The organism is Microbulbifer mixtoriginis (SeqCode) (assembly GCF_052468275.1).
The window spans coordinates 3362284-3378786 of record NZ_CP174341.1 but is presented as its reverse complement, the minus strand read 5'-3'; the positions used below and the strand labels follow the sequence as shown (position 1 = coordinate 3378786).

Below are 16503 nucleotides of genomic sequence, written 5' to 3'. Positions count from 1 at the left end.
CGGCCCGTCTTACCTTCGCGATTGTTACCCACTTAACTGTGGGCTGTTGTGCTGGTGAGGCCCCCTTGAGATTCTCGTTTTGGGGAGTGCTCATCAGCTAAGTTTTTATCAATAACACGGGTATGCCCGCGCACTGGCCGAACAGCAGTATTTTCTCCGAAGCCATGGCTATTTCTTCATGTGGGAAGCCGCCGATGACCGAAAACCAGCCGAATTCAGGCCGGCCGAATATAGCACGGGCAGGGAGGTGCTTCAATTGTCCTTGCAGCGGCGCTATGATGCGCGTCATGCGAAGTACACCTCCCCTGAAAACGGCTGCGGCCGACACTCCCTCTGATACCTGGAACCCCTCTGGCGGCGTGCAGTTTTTGACTGTGCCTGAAGAGCTGGCTGGGCAGAGGATTGACAATTTCCTTCAGGCACGCCTAAAAGGTGTGCCCCGTTCACGCGTTTACCGAATCCTGCGCAAGGGTGAGGTAAGGGTAAATAAAGGACGGGTAAAGGCAGAATACAAGCTCGCGGCGGGCGATGTGGTGCGTGTGCCGCCAATTCGTGCGGCAGGGCAGGCTCCTGCCCCCCATGCTGGAGAGCAGCTGCGCCAGTTGGTGCACGACTCCATACTTTATGATGACAAGGGCCTGCTTGTGATCAATAAGCCTGCCGGCCTTGCCGTTCATGGCGGTAGTGGCGTCCGGCTTGGCTTGATTGAAGTGCTCCGGCAGATGTATCCGCAGAGCCCATTTATTGAGCTTGTGCATCGCCTCGACCGGGATACTAGCGGTGCGATCATGGTGGCGCGCAAGCGTAATGTTTTACAGCATGTGCAGGCGGAACTGAGGGGCGGACGGATTGGGAAGTCTTATCTGGCGCTGTCGGTAGGTAAATGGCCTCGAGGTAGGAGGGTTGTTGAAGCCCCGTTGCGTAAAAATACCCTCAAGAGTGGTGAGCGGATGGTCTCGGTGCATCAGGATGGAAAGGCTTCCGAGACGCGCTTCCAGGTGTTGGAGCGTTTTAAAGCGGCAACACTGTTGGGCGCAGAGCCGGTAACCGGGCGCACCCACCAGATTCGCGTGCACGCCCAGTTTGTTGGTTGTCCCCTGGCGGGTGATAGTAAGTACACCGGTGATGAGGATAACCGTGCGTTTCGTGAGCGAGGCCTTAAGCGTCTTTTCCTCCACTCGGCTTCTGTGCGCTGCACGCTTCCAGACGGCACCGATGTGCATGTTGAAGCGCCGCTACCCACTGAAATGCAAGCGCTATTAAAGAAGTTGCGAGACGAGTAAAGGGGCGCGGCGATGCTGGTTATTCTCGATTGGGATGGCACTGTTTGTAATTCCGAGACGCGGATTGTTGACTGCATGTTGCGCGCGGCGGCGCGAGTTGGTTTGCCGGCACTTTCTCCTGGAGCGGTGAGCAATATTATTGGGTTGGGTTTGCCGGAGGCGGTGGCCACTCTTTTTCCTGAGGCTGTTGATAAAGATCGGCAAGCCTTGAAGCAATTCTATTCAGAGGAGTGGATGGCGGCGCGAGTGGAACCCCTACCTTTATTTGATGGGGTTTTAGATACTTTGGATGCGTTGCTTTGCCAGGGGCATCAGTTGGCGGTCGCCACGGGGAAGAGTCGTCGAGGCCTCAGTCGGGAGTTTGAAGAGCATGGCATGGAGTACTTATTTATAGCGAGCCGCTGTGCAGATGAAACTGCTTCCAAGCCAGACCCATTGATGCTGAGTGAGCTGCTAGCTGAAGTTGATTGCGGTGTTGATGATGCGGTGATGGTTGGTGACACCACTTATGACTTGGCAATGGCGGCAGCGATTGGTATGCCCGCCGTGGGGGTTAGCTATGGCGCTCATTGCCCAAGTCGCCTGCGGGAGTGTAATCCCCAGGCGATTATCGATGAGTTTTCCGGGTTGCTGGGTTGGCCGCCGCTTAGCTCTTAGCGGTTGATTTCAGTGGATCTATACCAAATTCGCCGAGCAGATCTACCAGGCGAATTAGGGGTAAACCTATAAGAGTGTTGATGTCGGTGCCGTCGAGCTTTTCAAATAATGCTATACCGAGGCCCTCCACCTTAAATGAGCCTGCACAATCGTAGGGCTCTTCCAGCTCAATATATTTTTCAATTTGCGGAAGGCTGAGTGGCCGGAAATACACTGTAAAGGTTTCCACGGTGCTCACTTGGCGGTTGCTTGCGCTTTCCAGCAAAGACAGCCCTGTATGGAAGGTAACTTTGTTGCCGGAGCAGTTCTGTAGTTGAGCAATGGCTTTGTCGCGATTACCGGGCTTGCCCAGAATTTGTCCCCGGCATTCTGCAACCTGGTCGGAGCCGATGATCAGGGATTGGGGGTTGTCTCGCATTAAAGCGCGAGTTTTTTCCTGTGCGAGCCTTAAGGCAAGGGCGCCAGCGGCCTCCCCTGGCTTGGCATCTTCATTTATGTGGGGAGATGCGGTCTGAAAGGGGAGGTGGAGTTGCTTCAGTAGCGCCCTGCGGTAGGGGGAGCTGGAAGCTAGTATCAGTGTGGAGGCCATTATTTGGGCGGTTCCATGGTTGTTAGGTCAAAGTTTGTGACCGAGCGATACTGCAGTGACTGAATTGTTTTGACAAGGGTAGGGTGAGTCCATAGAATTGCGCGCTTATGTCGATAGCCCCCTCTAAATCAGTATTGCCTAAGAGCGTTGATGCTCGGAAATTGGTGCAGCGCGAGCAGTATCTGGAAGGTATTTTGCCTCTGGAGTCACTGCAGCGACTACGTGAAGCCGTTGAGTCTGTGAAAGGGGAGGTCGAGGCTGAAATCCAATTTGGCCGCGACCTGCAAAATCACCTCACTGTTAGCGGTAAGGTGCACTGCACGGTGGATTTGTTATGCCAGCGTTGCCTGCATCCTGTGGGCGAGCAGCTCGAGGCGCAGTTTTGCTGGGGTATCGTTTGGTCTGAAGAGCAGGGCAAGGCTCTTCCCAAAGACTTGGATCCGGTGATTCAGGATGGTGATGAGCTGGACTTGCACCAGATCCTCGAAGATGAAATTTTGCTCAATCTGCCGATGGTGGCTTATCACGATGAGGAGTGTGTCTCCAAGGAGACTTTCCATATTGGTGAGAAGGCATCTGAAGCGGGTGAGCAACGGGAAAACCCCTTTAAAGTGCTGGAGCAGTTGAAGGGTTCTTCGGGAAAATCCTAGATTTTCTCTTAGAGTTTGGGCTCGCCGGTAGGCGCCCCGGTTCCAGCGAAATTTGTTTATTTTAGGAGCTAGCAATGGCTGTTCAACAAAACAAGAAGACTCGTTCCCGTCGCGGTATGCGCCGTTCACACGACGCGCTAGGCGCCGGTGCAACTCTCTCCGTAGACCCGACTACTGGTGAAAAGCACCGTCGCCACCACGTGACCAAAGATGGTTTCTACCGTGGTCGCAAGGTGATCGACATCGGCGGCGGCTCCGAAGAAGAGTAAGCTTTGTCCAGCCAATTGCGATTGGCCGTGGATGCAATGGGCGGGGACTTAGGTCCCCGCTCTGTCGTTCCGGCCTGTATTAGATTTCTTCAAAATTTCCCTGATGCGCAGTTGAAACTTTTCGGCCCGCGCGCACAATTAGAAGCTCTGCTCCTCGAGCAGCGCCACGCCCAAATTCCCGATCGCCTTGAAATCATCCCTTGTGAGCAGGTTGTTACCCAAGAGTGCAACCCTTTGCAGGCGGTTCGCCATAAGCGCAACTCCACCATGGCCCAAGCTCTAAAAGCTGTGGCGGAAGGTAGTGCCCAGGCAATGGTTACCTCTGGAAATACCGGCGCCCTTTTGGCCTTAAGTCGCAGTGTTCTGGGTAATATTGAGGGCGTTCGCAAGCCGGCACTGGGCAAGTCTGTACCCTCAGGGCACGGTTCCTGCTACCTTTTGGATCTCGGCGCAAATGTGGGGTGCAGCGCGGAAGATCTACTGCAGTTTGCGCGTATGGGTATTGAGGCTCAGCATCTCCACACTGGCGTTCCGCGTGAGGACATTGAGGTTGCACTGCTGAATATTGGTGCCGAGGCGCACAAAGGTACTGCTGAAATACGCAGGGCGGCCGAGCTCCTCGAGGGGGATCCGCAGGTTAACTATGTGGGTTTTGTGGAGGGGCACGACATCTTTACCGGGGCTGTCGATGTAGTTGTGTGCGACGGTTTGATGGGAAATGTTGCCATGAAATCCGCCGAAGGCGTGATTAGACTGATGGGTCAAAAAGCGTTCACCATTGAGAAAAAGGGGTGTTTCAAACGTTTTTTTGGCCAATTAGCCATAAAGCTGTTGCGAAAATGGCGCACACAGGTGGAACCCGCTCGCTATAATGGCGCCAGCTTTGTAGGGGTGAAGGGCAACGTGATCAAAAGTCACGGGGGTGCCAGCAGCGAAGCTTTTTACCGGGCTATGGTGACGGCAAAAGAATGTGCCGATGCCGATTTGGCTGCCAGAGTTGGCGCCGCCTTGGTACAAGCTGGCGAGCGAAACTCAAAGGAAATGGGGTAGATGCTACACCTCCCTCCTACTGAAATTTGCCAAACAGGTTTAAGGATATCTTATGACCAATGCCGCGCTTGCATTCGTCTTTCCGGGGCAGGGATCTCAAAAGATCGGCATGCTCTCCGAAATTGCTCAGGAGGCCCCTGAAATCCAATCCACCTTTGCTGAAGCCTCAGAAGTTCTGGGATATGACCTCTGGGATCTCTGTCAAAATGGTGAGCAGGAAGCAATCAATCTTACCCAGCGTACACAACCTCTTCTTTTAGCCTCCAGTGTTGCTCTCTATCGCCATTGGCGTGCTCGTGGTGGTGCGGTGCCTGCTCGCATGGCAGGGCATAGTCTTGGGGAGTGGTCGGCATTGGTGTGTTCCGGTGTCCTGGCTTTTAAAGATGCTGTCCACCTGGTTCGTGAACGTGGCCGCCTGATGCAGGAAGCTGTACCCGTGGGTACAGGAGCTATGGCCGCAGTGATTGGGCTTGATGATGATGTGGTGGGAGAGCTCTGTGCTAAAGCCGCTCAAGGTGAAGTGGTGGCTGCGGTGAACTACAACTCTCCGGGCCAGATCGTAATTGCAGGCAATAGTGCTGCTGTGGAAAGGGCGATAGATGCCTGTAAGGCGGCCGGTGCAAAGCGTGCCATGCCTTTGCCGGTGAGTGCGCCATTTCATACTGAGTTAATGCGTCCGGCAGCGGAGAAGCTTGCCCCTCAGATCGAGGCGGCGGAATTCAGTGCCCCGCAAATCCCTGTTGTACACAACGTGCATGCCGAAACTGAATCTGATCCTGCGAAGATCAAGGCTTTGATGATTGAGCAGATATATAGTCCGGTTCGCTGGACTGCCTGTGCGCAAAAGCTGATAAACGATGGTGCTTCCCAGCTGGTCGAGTGTGGTCCGGGTAAGGTGCTGGCTGGTCTCATCAAGCGTATTGATCGCAGTGCCGTTTGTCACGGTATAGACACTCCCAGCAGCTTTAATGAAGCACTGAGATCTACAGCCGCCTGAGTTGCTCAGGCACGATGGCAATGGTCAAATAAGGATAAAGCAAGTATGAGTCTGAAGACCTCCCTTGAGGGCAAAGTTGCCCTGGTCACTGGTGCCAGTCGCGGCATAGGTGCAGCAATTGCGGATATGTTGGGCAGCCAAGGCGCAGTGGTCATCGGTACTGCCACTAGTGCTGGTGGTGCCGAAAAAATTAGTGCGCGTTTCGCCGAGCAGGGCTTCAATGGCGCAGGTATGGTACTTGATGTCACCAGTGCGGAAAGTATCGCTGGGCTGCTAGAAGTAGTGAAAAATGATTTTGCGGCGCCGACCATTTTGGTTAATAACGCGGGAATCACAAAAGACAATTTGCTCATGCGCATGAAAGATGATGAGTGGGACTCGGTGATCGAGACAAACTTATCCGCTGTCTACCGTATGACAAAAGCCTGCCTCAGAGATATGACTCGGGCGCGCTGGGGGCGTATCATCAATATCAGCTCCGTGGTGGGTAGCATGGGCAACGCGGGTCAGAGCAATTACGCGGCCACCAAGGCTGGAGTAGCAGGTTTTGCTCGGTCCCTGGCTGCAGAGATCGGCTCTCGCGGCATTACTGTGAATACGGTCGCCCCGGGTTTTATTGATACCGATATGACCAAAGTGCTGCCTGAGGCGCAGCGCGAGGCGCTTCTTGGTAAGATCCCTCTGGGTCGTTTGGGGCAGCCCGAAGAGATTGCCTCTGTTGTAGCCTTCCTGGCGAGTGATGCCGGAGCTTATGTCACGGGGGAGACGATACATGTCAATGGCGGCATGTATATGGCCTGAGGTACGTTGAAAATATTTCAATAACCTATTGATTTTTAAAAGTTTTTTGTATTTGCTGATGGTGCCGCAGAGCCGTGCATTACAACCCTAAAAACTTGGGGTACAATGGCCTCTGAATTATCCAAAAGCTGTGTGAGCCGGTCGTTATCGCCGTTAATTGGATTGGCGAAATAACAATAGCGACTAAAACAGATTTTTACCCACTAGGAGTTAAATTGAATCATGAGCAGCATTGAAGAGCGCGTTAAAAAGATCGTTGCTGAACAACTGGGCGTGAAGGAAGAAGACGTTAAGCCTGAAGCCTCTTTTGTTGAAGATCTGGGCGCGGACTCACTCGACACAGTTGAGCTGGTAATGGCTTTGGAAGAGGAATTCGAAACCGAAATCCCCGATGAAGAAGCTGAGAAAATCACAACTGTTCAGCTGGCAATTGATTACATCAAGGACAACCTTGGTTAATTCCTGCTGGGTGGTTTAGGCGCGAACAGTTTTATTACTGTGCGTAGCCAAGCGTTTCTGAGAGCCGTTCTATGTTACATAGCGCGGCTCTCTTTATATTTGCACTATGGAATTGTGACTGCTGTTCTAGTGTTGATTCCTTCGTACTTAGATTGAAGGGAGAGCAGTGGCAGTAAGAGTTTCGGGGGGACCGCAGTGTCGCACAGAAGAGTTGTTGTAACCGGAATGGGCGCAGTGAGCCCGCTGGGTAACACCGTAGAGGAGACTTGGTCTGGCATCCTAAAGGGCGTCAGTGGAGCTGCTCCAATAGAGTCATTTGATGTTTCGGCGTTCTCAACCCGCTTCGCCGCTATGGTGAAAGATTTTGATCCGACTCCTTATGTAGCCGCAAAAGATGCGCGCAAGATGGACACTTTCTTGCAATATGGCCTGGTTGCGGGTAATCAGGCAATGGAAGATAGCGGTCTAGAAATTAATGAAGAGAATGCGTCGCGTATGGGGACCTGTATCGGTTCCGGTATGGGAGGCATTTTGGCTATTGAAGATAATGCCCTGTTAATTGCCGACAAGGGCCCCCGACGAGTGTCACCATTTTTTGTGCCGGGTGCCATCATCAATATGGTCGCTGGCAATTTGTCGATAAAATTTGGTCTTCGGGGCCCAAATCTCGCCGTCACAACAGCCTGTACTACTGGCACCCATGCTCTGGGATTGGGCATGCGGACCATTCAGTATGGCGATGCGGATGTTATGGTATGTGGCGGGGCCGAAATGGTCACTACACCTGTTGGGCTCGGTGGCTTCTGTGCGGCCAGGGCGCTTTCTACGCGCAATGATGACCCCAAAACGGCCAGTCGCCCGTGGGATAAAAGTCGAGATGGTTTTGTGCTGGGAGAGGGAGCCGCGGTACTTGTCCTGGAAGAGTACGAGCACGCGAAAGCCCGCGGCGCAAAGATTTACGCAGAGCTTGCAGGCTTTGGTATGAGTGGCGATGCCCATCACATGACTTCGCCTCCAGAAGATGGTGCTGGAGCTGCACTCTCCATGCAGAATGCGCTTAATGACGCCGGTATGAATGCTGCTGATATCCAGTATATCAATGCACATGGCACCTCTACGCCATTGGGAGATACGGCTGAAATTCAGGCTGTTCGTGAGGTTTTTGCAGATTCTTTAGAGGAGCTGGCGGTAAGTTCTACAAAGTCTATGACTGGCCACCTTCTCGGTGCTGCAGGAGCTCTTGAAGCAGTTTTCTCTGTCCTCGCTCTGCGCGATCAAATGGCACCGCCAACAATCAATTTGTATGACCCAGACGAGGCTTGTGAAAATATCAACCTAGTGCCTCAGGAGGCCCAGCCTAGAGTAATTAATTCGGTACTATCTAACTCTTTTGGGTTTGGTGGCACCAATGGTTCATTAATCTTCAAGCGAACCTGATCTGTCTGCCCGCCTCTGGGTGGGCAACTCCCATCCTGATATGTGCAAATTGCCACAATTTTTTCTCAGAAGCCGACCTGTGCTGAGCTTGCCTGCTGATGAGAGTTACGAAGATGGAATCCTCGAAACCATGCGCTGTCACAACGGAAGGTTGCCGCTGTGGCCGCTACACCGAGAGCGCCTGGCCCGGAATGCTGGTTTGGATGAGCTGCTCCTTAAAGAGATTGATCAGTGCATACCCCGGTTGGTTGAGCAGCTTAACCAGAAAATGGCTATCGCCCGATTGCGGCTGGGTTCGGTTGGTGGTGAGTGGTGCTGGGATCTGTCCTTGTTGCCGCTAAAGTTGACTGCCGAGACTGAACTTGGAGTTCGACTTTACCCCTGTAAGACCTATCTACCACTTTCAAAAAGTAGGAACTTAGGCAGCAAACTTCTATGTCGCAATCGATATAATAAGGCGAAATCTGAGCTTCCTGACGGGGAGCGTATCGATGGCCTGATGTTAGATAGTGAGGGCAGGGTTATCGAGAGCTTGCGCTGTAATTTACTGGCTCGCTTTGGTAATACCTGGATAACGCCTGATTTGCATCGCTGTGGTGTCCGGGGCGTCATGCGGGACTGGTTATCCAGTGAGATTCAGTGGCAGGAGCGAGATTTAGAAATTCGGGATCTGAGCGGGGCTGATGAAGTAGCATTGTGTAACAGCGTGCGCGGGGTATTGCCGGTTGTCGAGATTATCGGTCGTCAACGTTGGTCGATCGGGGCTGGTGTTCGAGGGTTGCAGCATTTGATCATGGAAACATTGTGGTAAAGAAAAAGCGGACAAGTTCTCCTTTCAAGTTTTGGAAAATCCTGTTTAGTGGTTTTCTCCTCGTTGCCTTATTGGGCGGAGCCTCTCTGTGGATGTTACAGATGGCCCTAGCGTCTCCACTGGCTGTGGGAGAAAAGGGCCTGCAATTCCAAGTGCAAAAAGGCAGCAGCTTATCTGGAACCTTGCGGAAACTGAAAAGTGACGGGGTGATTAGCTGGCCGCGATTGATTCTTGCCTATGCCTATTGGGAGGGCAAAACCGATATCCACTCTGGTGAGTATCTGATACCCAGCGGAAGTACGGCAGTGGATTTAATTGCCCGGTTAAACCGGGGTGACGTCACCATTTATCGACTTACTTTAGTCGAGGGATGGACTTTCCGGCAGGCGCTGCAAAAGATTCGCTCGGGGCAGAGGATTGTTAGATCTGAGGCTGGCAGTAGTGTCAGTGCCGCGGCCAGGGCTCTTGGCCTGAAAGCGGGTGCTGAGGAAGGTTGGATTTTCCCAGATACCTATGTATATCGCTCTGGGACTACAGATATTGAGCTTTTACGCGAAGCGTATGAACGTATGCAGCGCGTGCTGGATGAAGAGTGGCAGGCAAAAGAGGATGGCCTCCCTTACGCAACACCCTATGAGGCCTTGATTATGGCTTCGTTGATTGAAAAGGAAACTGGTCAGCCTTCCGAGCGAAGTCAAATTGCCGGAGTTTTTGTGCGGCGCCTAAATATGGGCATGCGCTTGCAAACCGATCCCACCGTAATTTATGGGCTGGGGGAAGACTATGATGGTAACCTCACCCGAGCACACCTTCGCCAGCCAACCCCGTATAATACTTATGTAATCAATGGGCTCCCCCCTACGCCAATTGCACTGCCGGGACGCGCGGCTATCCGCGCCGCACTGAACCCAAAGCCCGGCAAAAGCCTGTATTTTGTAGGTAAGGGGGATGGTTCCCATCATTTCTCAGCCACTCTGACAGAGCACAACCGTGCGGTGCGGGAGTATCAGCTGAAAAGACGAGCGGATTACCGCTCCAGTCCGGCAAAAGGAAATTAGAAATAGTGTCGCGCGGAAAATTTATAACCCTGGAAGGCGGGGAGGGGGTTGGCAAGTCTACCAACCTGCAGTTTATTACCCAGTGGTTAGCTGATCGTAATATTCCATTTATTCAAACCCGTGAGCCAGGCGGCACTCCCCTGGCTGAGCAGCTGCGGGAGTTGCTACTGGCTAAGCGTGACGAGGCTGTTGATCCCACGGCGGAGCTGCTTATGGTTTTTGCCGCTCGAGCACAACATCTGGCGAAAGTGATTATCCCGGCCTTGAAACGGGGTGACTGGGTGATTTGTGACCGCTTTACTGATGCCACTTATGCCTACCAAGGTGGGGGGCGAGCGCTTGACAAGGCTCTAATCGAGCGCTTAGAAAATGATGTGCAGGGAGATTTGCGGCCTGATAAGGTGCTTCTTTTAGATTTGGACCCGCAAATAGGTTTACAGCGCGCTGCCAGTACTGGAGCTGCCGACCGGTTTGAAAGTGAGCAGCTGGCTTTCTTCCACCGGGTGCGTGAAGCTTATCGTGAACGTGCTCAGGCAGCCCCTTCGCGCTATGCCGTTGTCGATGCTAGTCAACCTTTAGTGCAGGTCCAGCAACAGCTGGGGCAGGAGTTACAGCGGCTTCTTTGATGCACGCTTTAAAATATGGTCACCACTAGTGTGGTGAAGTTTCCAGTTACAAATTTGGCAATTGGCAGTGTCTGAAGTACCTGAACATACCCCTATTCCTTCTTTACTACCCTGGCAAACGGAACAGTGGCAACGGCTTGGTACCCAGTGGCGTGCTGGTCGATGCCCTCATGCCCTATTACTGAGTGGCCAGCCTGGTCTTGGCAAACGCGCTTTTGCTGAGGCTTTTTCTGCGCTGGTATTGTGCGAGCAGCCCAGAGAAGGGCAGGCCTGTGGAAGTTGCAAGGATTGCCACCTTTGGCAGGCGGGGTCGCACCCGGATTTTCTTCGGGTAGAGCCTGAAAAGGTAGGCGGTCCGCTTAAGGTTGAACAGATTCGCCAGCTGGGGGATTTTGTCTCCCGCACCAGTGGGCGCGGGGGGGCGCGCTTGGTATGGCTGGCGCCAGCGGAAGCTATGAACACCAATGCGGCCAATGCGCTATTAAAAAACCTGGAGGAGCCTGCGGCATCAGTGATTTTCCTTCTGGTCAGTGACTCTCCCGCAGGTTTACTGCCAACAATTCGCAGTCGTTGCCAAGCTGTTGCTTTTCCATCCCCTTCTGCAGAAATGGCATTGCAATGGCTGCATAGGTATGGCTTGAAGGAAGGTGCGGCAACCAAGGCCCTGGCGTTGGCCGGTGGGGCGCCATTGTTGGCTGCGCAATTGGCCGAGCCAAAATGCGAGGAAGTTCGGGAGCGCTTTCTGGGGGAGCTAATTGCCCTAGCTCAGGGTAGTGCAAGGGCCGTGGCAGCTGCAGGTCGCTGGGAGACTCCGCCCGAGCCTACAGATCTGGGCCAGCTTATTCAATTTTGGCAACAGTGGGTTGCCCAAATGGCTAGGGTGCGCAGTAGTGATTCCACTGGCGATACTCAAGTTATGATCCTTCTTCAAGGGTTCCCGGGAATAGGTCAAGGCAGTTTGCGCCCACTGTTTGGTTTTTACGATCACCTCGTTCAGGCGCGGAAGGGACTTGCGAGTGGAGCGAATCCCAATCGCCGCTTGTTGCTGGAGGAGTTGATGATACGGTGGTCTAGGCTTTTTGCTTAATGAGAAATGTAAAGCCGTAACCACACGCAAGGGCATAAAGCTTCTTTCTATCGGGAACGTGTAGTGTTCTGGACAGAAACAGTACGCTCAGATAAGTTAGCGCAACATTTAAAACATTGAGGTTGAGCATGAAAGCCATGGGAGGCGGTGCCCGAAACGGCATCCTATCGCTGAAAATCCAGGATAAGTCGGTTCTCTATGCCGCTTATATGCCCTTTGTAAAAAATGGTGGCTTGTTTATCAGCACGGATAAATCCTACAGCCTCGGCGATGAAGTATTCCTGTTGTTAAGCCTGATGGATGAGCCGGAAAAAATTCCGGTGGCAGGCAAGGTTATCTGGATAACCCCTAATGGGGCCCAAGGAAACCGTACGCCGGGTATTGGCGTTCAGTTTGGTGACAAGGACAACATTGCACAAAACAAGATAGAAACTTACCTGGCTGGCACCCTTGAATCCAGTCGACCTACTCACACGTTGTAATTTTCACATGCTCGTAGATTCTCATTGTCACCTGGATAGACTGAAACTCGATAAATTTGATGGCGATCTGGATGCAGTCTTGGAGTTCGCACGCAGCCGAGGAGTTGGGAAATTCCTATGTGTTGGTATCAGTCTGGAAAATGCAGATGCCGTCGTAGAAATCGCCTCAAAATATGAGGATGTTGTTTGCTCTGTTGGAATACATCCGCTGGATGTTGAATCCGGTCTCGCTGGGGTGGACGAACTGATCGCGATGGCTGAGCGTCCCAAGGTAGTGGCACTTGGGGAGACTGGCCTTGATTATTATTACAGTACGGACACCAAAGAGACCCAGCAGCAGAGCTTTATTGCTCACTTGCAGGCCGCAGGTCAGGTGGGGTTGCCGGTTATTGTGCACACACGCGATGCTCGTGAAGATACAATTCAGTTGATTCGAGAGTACGGAAACTCACAAACAGCCGGTGTATTGCATTGCTTCACTGAGAGCTGGGAGATGGCCAAGGCCGCATTAGATCTTAACTATTACATTTCCCTCTCCGGTATTGTGACATTTAAAAATGCTGAGGATCTGCGCGATGTTGCGCGCAAACTGCCCCTCGATCGCCTGTTGGTGGAAACAGATTCTCCCTACCTTGCACCGATTCCTTATCGTGGCAAGCCCAATATCCCAGCTTATGTGCGAGAAGTAGCCGAATTTATTGCTGAGTTGCGAGGAATTTCATACGAGCAGCTGGCTGAAATCACTACAGAAAACTTTCTCCGATTATTTCCTCGGGCTGCCTAAGCCCGGCTAGTTAGAAGTTCCCTATATGATGAAGCAACAATTGCAGGTCATGCTGACCCTGCAGGACGAAATTAATACCGTTGTTAACAAAAACTGGCGTGCGCAAAATTTTGCCTGGTATCGCGCGATCTGGGTAGAAAGCGCGGAACTCTTGGATCATTACGGCTGGAAGTGGTGGAAAAAGCAGCAACCGGATATCGACCAGGTAAAGTTGGAGCTGGTGGATATCTGGCATTTTGGCCTGAGTCTTGAGCTGCAACAGGGCTCTCCGGCCCAAGTTGCTGAAAAGATGCTGAGGGAATTAGAGGCTGGCCAGCGAGAGCCCGGTGATTTTCGTGAAGACCTGGAGGCCTTTACTTTGAGCACCTTGGCAAGTAAACATTTCGATCTGCCAGGGTTTGCGCAGCTTCTTGCCGACACAGAGATGCCTTTTACTGAACTGTATCAACGTTATGTAGGAAAGAACGTACTCAATCGATTCCGCCAGGATAACGGTTACAAAGAAGGAACTTATGTGAAGAACTGGGGCGGACGTGAAGACAATGAGCACTTAGCGGAAATCGCTGCTGAGCTTGATGCCTCGGCAGTAGATTACAGCGAGCAGGTTTATCGCATTTTGCAGCAGCGTTACCGGGAAACTGCCTCGGCTTGAGCCTTTTTTTGGCGTCTCTTATAAAAAATTAAAGTTTTGTTAGGCAAATTGAGTTGGGAATTGCTCCGCTTGAGGTGAAATTTGCTCAAGAGGCCCTATAATGCGGCCGCTTACAAACGAGGAGAACTATCGTGAAAGCACCTGTTCGTGTTGCTGTTACCGGCGCTGCCGGTCAGATCAGCTATTCGCTGCTGTTCCGCATCGCTTCCGGCGAGATGCTGGGTAAAGATCAACCAGTTATTCTGCAGCTGCTGGAAATTACCCCGGCACTAGAAGCGCTGAAAGGCGTTGCTATGGAGCTTGAAGACTGCGCCTTCCCGCTGCTCGCGGGTATCGTTCAGTCCGATGACGCTACTATTGCGTTCAAAGATGCAGATTATGCTTTGCTGGTCGGCGCGCGTCCCCGTGGACCGGGTATGGAGCGCAAAGACCTGCTGGAAGCTAACGCTGCTATCTTCTCTGCACAGGGTAAAGCCCTGAACGACGTTGCTTCTCGTAACGTAAAAGTACTGGTTGTTGGCAACCCGGCTAACACCAATGCCCTGATTGCTCAGCGCAATGCGCCAGACCTGGACCCGCGTAACTTCACCGCGATGACCCGTCTGGATCACAATCGCGCTCTGTCCCAGCTGGCGAACAAAACTGATTCCAGCGTTAACGACATCACCCATATGACTATTTGGGGCAACCACTCTTCGACTCAGTACCCAGACCTGCACCAAGTGAAGGTTGCCGGTGCTGCGGCGATGGATAAAGTGGAGCAGGAGTGGTACGAAAACGACTTCATCCCGACGGTTCAACAGCGTGGTGCAGCTATTATCAAGGCGCGCGGCGCTTCCTCTGCGGCTTCCGCTGCCAACGCTGCCATCGACCATATGCGCGATTGGGCTCTGGGCACCGCTGAAGGTGACTGGACCAGCATGGCTGTATTCAGCGATGGTTCTTACGGTATTCAGGAAGGCCTGATTTACTCTTTCCCTTGCACTTGCAAAAACGGCGACTGGGAAATTGTTCAAGGCGTTGACATCAACGACTTCTCCCGCGAGAAGATGACTGCAACCGAGCAGGAGTTGGCGGAAGAGCGTGATGCAGTCGCTCACCTGCTGCCCTAGCCCTGTCGATTGATCGGCCTTGATGGCTGGTTCGTCTAAAAAGCCCGCACCAGTGTGCGGGCTTTTTTATTTGGCTCTTCGGCGCTGATTTATTGACTTCGCTGTAGCTATAAAATCGCCAGCTAGTCCAGATAAAAAAGTTTGCGTATTTCAAGTAAGAAGTAAGCGATACCAAGTGAGGGCATTTCCTCTTATTTTTTCAATCCCGCCAACCGTGGCTTATTCAGAAAGGCTAGATTAGGGTTCCTTTAGCCGCAGCTTAATAAAGTGACTTTTGCTAATGGTATTTAAAATAGAATGGGGTAGCCTGAATACTGGCGGGTCGTTATACGAGTGTGGGCTGATGGCGGCGGCACTACACTGATTAGGTAAGTATTGCCTGGAAGTATTTGCCATGGTCACAGAAGTCGGCCGCCAAGCCCCTCGATGCGCCTGTATTCTTCTTCAGCCTAATCAATCCCTGTCGGCAACGGGAAATCTTTGGGTGTTCTTTTCCCTGGTTGGTGTTTCCCTTGGTATTAGTTTGGCTTTTGCCTTTGCTGGGGCTTGGATGATCCTGCCATTTGCAGGGTTGGAAATTTTACTACTTGCAGTTTTATTCACCTATGTCTACCTAGAAGGGACCCGTCGCGAAGTAATCCGCATTAGCGATGAGCGGGTTGTGTTCGATTGTTGTAAAGGGTTCCGCCAGCAATCTGTCTATCATCGGGAGTTCTCACGGGGAAATCTTGCCTTGCTGGTGAGGATGGGTAACAGTCCGGCTGAGCCTGCCTCGGTGACCTTTAGCGGTCCAGAAGGATGCCTGGAGGTAGGTGAGTTTTTGACCGATGCAGAGAAGGCAGAGTTAGTGCAAAAGCTGAGGAAAATAGGCATTTTTGCGCGCAGGGAGAAGGAGTTTCGCCTGCACCAGTTTTGAATGATGGAGTTCTTGGCATTTCAGTTAGTACTTTTCGTTATAATCCCCCCAAAACTTAAACCAACACTTCAGGGGATTTCTTATGTCTTTTCCCAAAATTGGCAATTTGGCACCGGCATTCACACTGACAAACCAAAGCGGAGAGAAGGTTTCACTGAAAGATTTCCGCGAAAAAAGCAATGTTGTGCTTTATTTCTACCCAAAGGCACTGACCCCAGGTTGTACAACACAGGCTTGTGGTATCCGGGATAGTGCCGATGCGTTTAAGGAGCTAGACACTGTTGTTCTCGGTGTGAGCCCAGACCCAGAAGCTAAGTTGCAGCGATTTATTGATAAACATGAGCTGAACTTCGACCTCCTGTCCGATGAGGATCACAAGATTGCGGACAAGTACGGTTGCTGGGGGCTGAAGAAGTTTATGGGCAAAGAGTATATGGGGCTAATCCGGACAACTTTTATCATCGACAAAAGTGGACGCTTACGCCATGTTCTCGACAAAGTGAAAACCAAGACCCACAGTGATGATGTGCTTGGCTGGGTGGCTGAAAATCTGGATTGATTATCTGTTACACAGCTTCTGCAAACTCTTTCTAAGGGGGTAGGGTAGCCTCTGGCCCCCGAATTTCCTTGAGTTTTCATTGAAATTGCGTACCGGAACCATTCAATTTTGTCTTCTACGGCACAATAAGATGAAAAAAACCACTGTCGCCCCTTGCATTCTCAATTCTTGGTCTATACTGGCAGATGTAAAGGAAAGGTGCGCCGGCGAGAGAGTGTTTCTCT

21 protein-coding genes are annotated in these 16503 nt (G+C 52.1%); 19 read left to right on the top strand and 2 right to left on the bottom strand.

Annotated features, from left to right (window positions below; translation table 11 throughout):
- Positions 1-97: 97 nt before the first annotated feature.
- A complete protein-coding gene (locus ACJJIC_RS14645; protein ID WP_444886370.1) occupies positions 98-289 on the bottom strand; it encodes a hypothetical protein in 192 nt (63 codons plus the stop codon).
- Here ACJJIC_RS14645 and rluC point away from each other — a divergent pair.
- Together rluC and ACJJIC_RS14635 are read left to right on the top strand one after the other, a co-directional pair.
- Complete coding sequence (rluC, locus tag ACJJIC_RS14640; protein ID WP_444909461.1) at positions 288-1283, top strand: 23S rRNA pseudouridine(955/2504/2580) synthase RluC; 996 nt, start codon at positions 288-290, stop codon at positions 1281-1283. The genes ACJJIC_RS14645 and rluC overlap by 2 nt on opposite strands.
- A 12-nt stretch (positions 1284-1295) precedes the next feature.
- Positions 1296-1940: an HAD-IA family hydrolase gene (locus ACJJIC_RS14635; protein ID WP_444909462.1), complete on the top strand. Its 645-nt coding sequence runs from the start codon at positions 1296-1298 to the stop codon at positions 1938-1940.
- On the opposite strand, the gene ACJJIC_RS14630 is transcribed toward ACJJIC_RS14635, so the two are convergent.
- On the bottom strand, positions 1930-2529 hold the full coding sequence (locus ACJJIC_RS14630; protein WP_444909463.1) for a Maf family protein: 600 nt from the start codon (positions 2527-2529) through the stop codon (positions 1930-1932). The two genes, ACJJIC_RS14635 and ACJJIC_RS14630, sit on opposite strands and share 11 nt — an antisense overlap.
- A 107-nt stretch (positions 2530-2636) precedes the next feature.
- On the opposite strand from ACJJIC_RS14630, the gene ACJJIC_RS14625 reads away from it, so the two are divergent.
- The 17 genes from ACJJIC_RS14625 (at position 2637) to bcp (ending at position 16279) form a co-directional block, all read left to right on the top strand.
- The gene (locus ACJJIC_RS14625) at positions 2637-3179 is read left to right on the top strand and encodes a YceD family protein (protein WP_252081839.1); all 543 of its coding nucleotides are present in this window, start codon (positions 2637-2639) and stop codon (positions 3177-3179) included.
- A 74-nt stretch (positions 3180-3253) separates the two neighbouring features.
- Complete coding sequence (gene rpmF / locus ACJJIC_RS14620; RefSeq protein WP_252081838.1) at positions 3254-3448, top strand: 50S ribosomal protein L32; 195 nt, start codon at positions 3254-3256, stop codon at positions 3446-3448.
- A 3-nt stretch (positions 3449-3451) separates the two neighbouring features.
- Positions 3452-4498 (top strand): phosphate acyltransferase PlsX, encoded by a 1047-nt coding sequence (plsX, locus tag ACJJIC_RS14615; RefSeq protein ID WP_444909464.1) that lies wholly within the window; start codon positions 3452-3454, stop codon positions 4496-4498.
- A 52-nt stretch (positions 4499-4550) separates the two neighbouring features.
- Entirely contained in the window at positions 4551-5495 is a 945-nt protein-coding gene (gene fabD, locus ACJJIC_RS14610; RefSeq protein WP_252081836.1) for an ACP S-malonyltransferase, read from the top strand.
- A 45-nt stretch (positions 5496-5540) separates the two neighbouring features.
- The gene (fabG, locus tag ACJJIC_RS14605) at positions 5541-6296 is read left to right on the top strand and encodes a 3-oxoacyl-ACP reductase FabG (protein ID WP_252081835.1); all 756 of its coding nucleotides are present in this window, start codon (positions 5541-5543) and stop codon (positions 6294-6296) included.
- Positions 6297-6518: 222 nt separating this feature from the next.
- Positions 6519-6755: an acyl carrier protein gene (gene acpP / locus ACJJIC_RS14600; protein ID WP_152453358.1), complete on the top strand. Its 237-nt coding sequence runs from the start codon at positions 6519-6521 to the stop codon at positions 6753-6755.
- A gap of 195 nt (positions 6756-6950) precedes the next feature.
- Positions 6951-8192, top strand: a complete 1242-nt coding sequence (fabF, locus tag ACJJIC_RS14595; RefSeq protein ID WP_252081834.1) for a beta-ketoacyl-ACP synthase II — start codon at positions 6951-6953, stop codon at positions 8190-8192.
- Between the two features lie 79 nt (positions 8193-8271).
- Positions 8272-9003, top strand: a complete 732-nt coding sequence (locus ACJJIC_RS14590; protein ID WP_444884692.1) for an aminotransferase class IV — start codon at positions 8272-8274, stop codon at positions 9001-9003.
- Positions 8997-10061 carry an endolytic transglycosylase MltG gene (mltG, locus tag ACJJIC_RS14585; RefSeq protein WP_445357265.1) on the top strand — a complete coding sequence of 355 codons (1065 nt, stop codon included), beginning with the start codon at positions 8997-8999 and terminating at the stop codon, positions 10059-10061. The genes ACJJIC_RS14590 and mltG overlap by 7 nt, the downstream gene beginning before the upstream one ends.
- A gap of 5 nt (positions 10062-10066) precedes the next feature.
- Positions 10067-10687: a dTMP kinase gene (gene tmk, locus ACJJIC_RS14580; RefSeq protein ID WP_445357264.1), complete on the top strand. Its 621-nt coding sequence runs from the start codon at positions 10067-10069 to the stop codon at positions 10685-10687.
- A 67-nt stretch (positions 10688-10754) separates the two neighbouring features.
- The gene (locus ACJJIC_RS14575) at positions 10755-11774 is read left to right on the top strand and encodes a DNA polymerase III subunit delta' (RefSeq protein WP_445357263.1); all 1020 of its coding nucleotides are present in this window, start codon (positions 10755-10757) and stop codon (positions 11772-11774) included.
- A 128-nt stretch (positions 11775-11902) separates the two neighbouring features.
- Complete coding sequence (locus ACJJIC_RS14570; protein ID WP_020415211.1) at positions 11903-12256, top strand: PilZ domain-containing protein; 354 nt, start codon at positions 11903-11905, stop codon at positions 12254-12256.
- Positions 12257-12263: 7 nt separating this feature from the next.
- A complete protein-coding gene (locus ACJJIC_RS14565) occupies positions 12264-13040 on the top strand; it encodes a TatD family hydrolase (RefSeq protein WP_445357262.1) in 777 nt (258 codons plus the stop codon).
- Positions 13041-13068: 28 nt separating this feature from the next.
- Positions 13069-13692 (top strand): dUTP diphosphatase, encoded by a 624-nt coding sequence (locus ACJJIC_RS14560; protein ID WP_444925216.1) that lies wholly within the window; start codon positions 13069-13071, stop codon positions 13690-13692.
- A gap of 131 nt (positions 13693-13823) precedes the next feature.
- Positions 13824-14804: a malate dehydrogenase gene (locus ACJJIC_RS14555; protein ID WP_252081829.1), complete on the top strand. Its 981-nt coding sequence runs from the start codon at positions 13824-13826 to the stop codon at positions 14802-14804.
- 394 nt (positions 14805-15198) lie between these two features.
- Positions 15199-15720, top strand: coding sequence for a DUF2244 domain-containing protein (locus ACJJIC_RS14550; protein ID WP_444886357.1), 522 nt, complete (start codon positions 15199-15201; stop codon positions 15718-15720).
- 82 nt (positions 15721-15802) lie between these two features.
- Positions 15803-16279 carry a thioredoxin-dependent thiol peroxidase gene (gene bcp, locus ACJJIC_RS14545; RefSeq protein ID WP_445357261.1) on the top strand — a complete coding sequence of 159 codons (477 nt, stop codon included), beginning with the start codon at positions 15803-15805 and terminating at the stop codon, positions 16277-16279.
- The last annotated feature ends 224 nt before the right edge of the window (positions 16280-16503 follow it).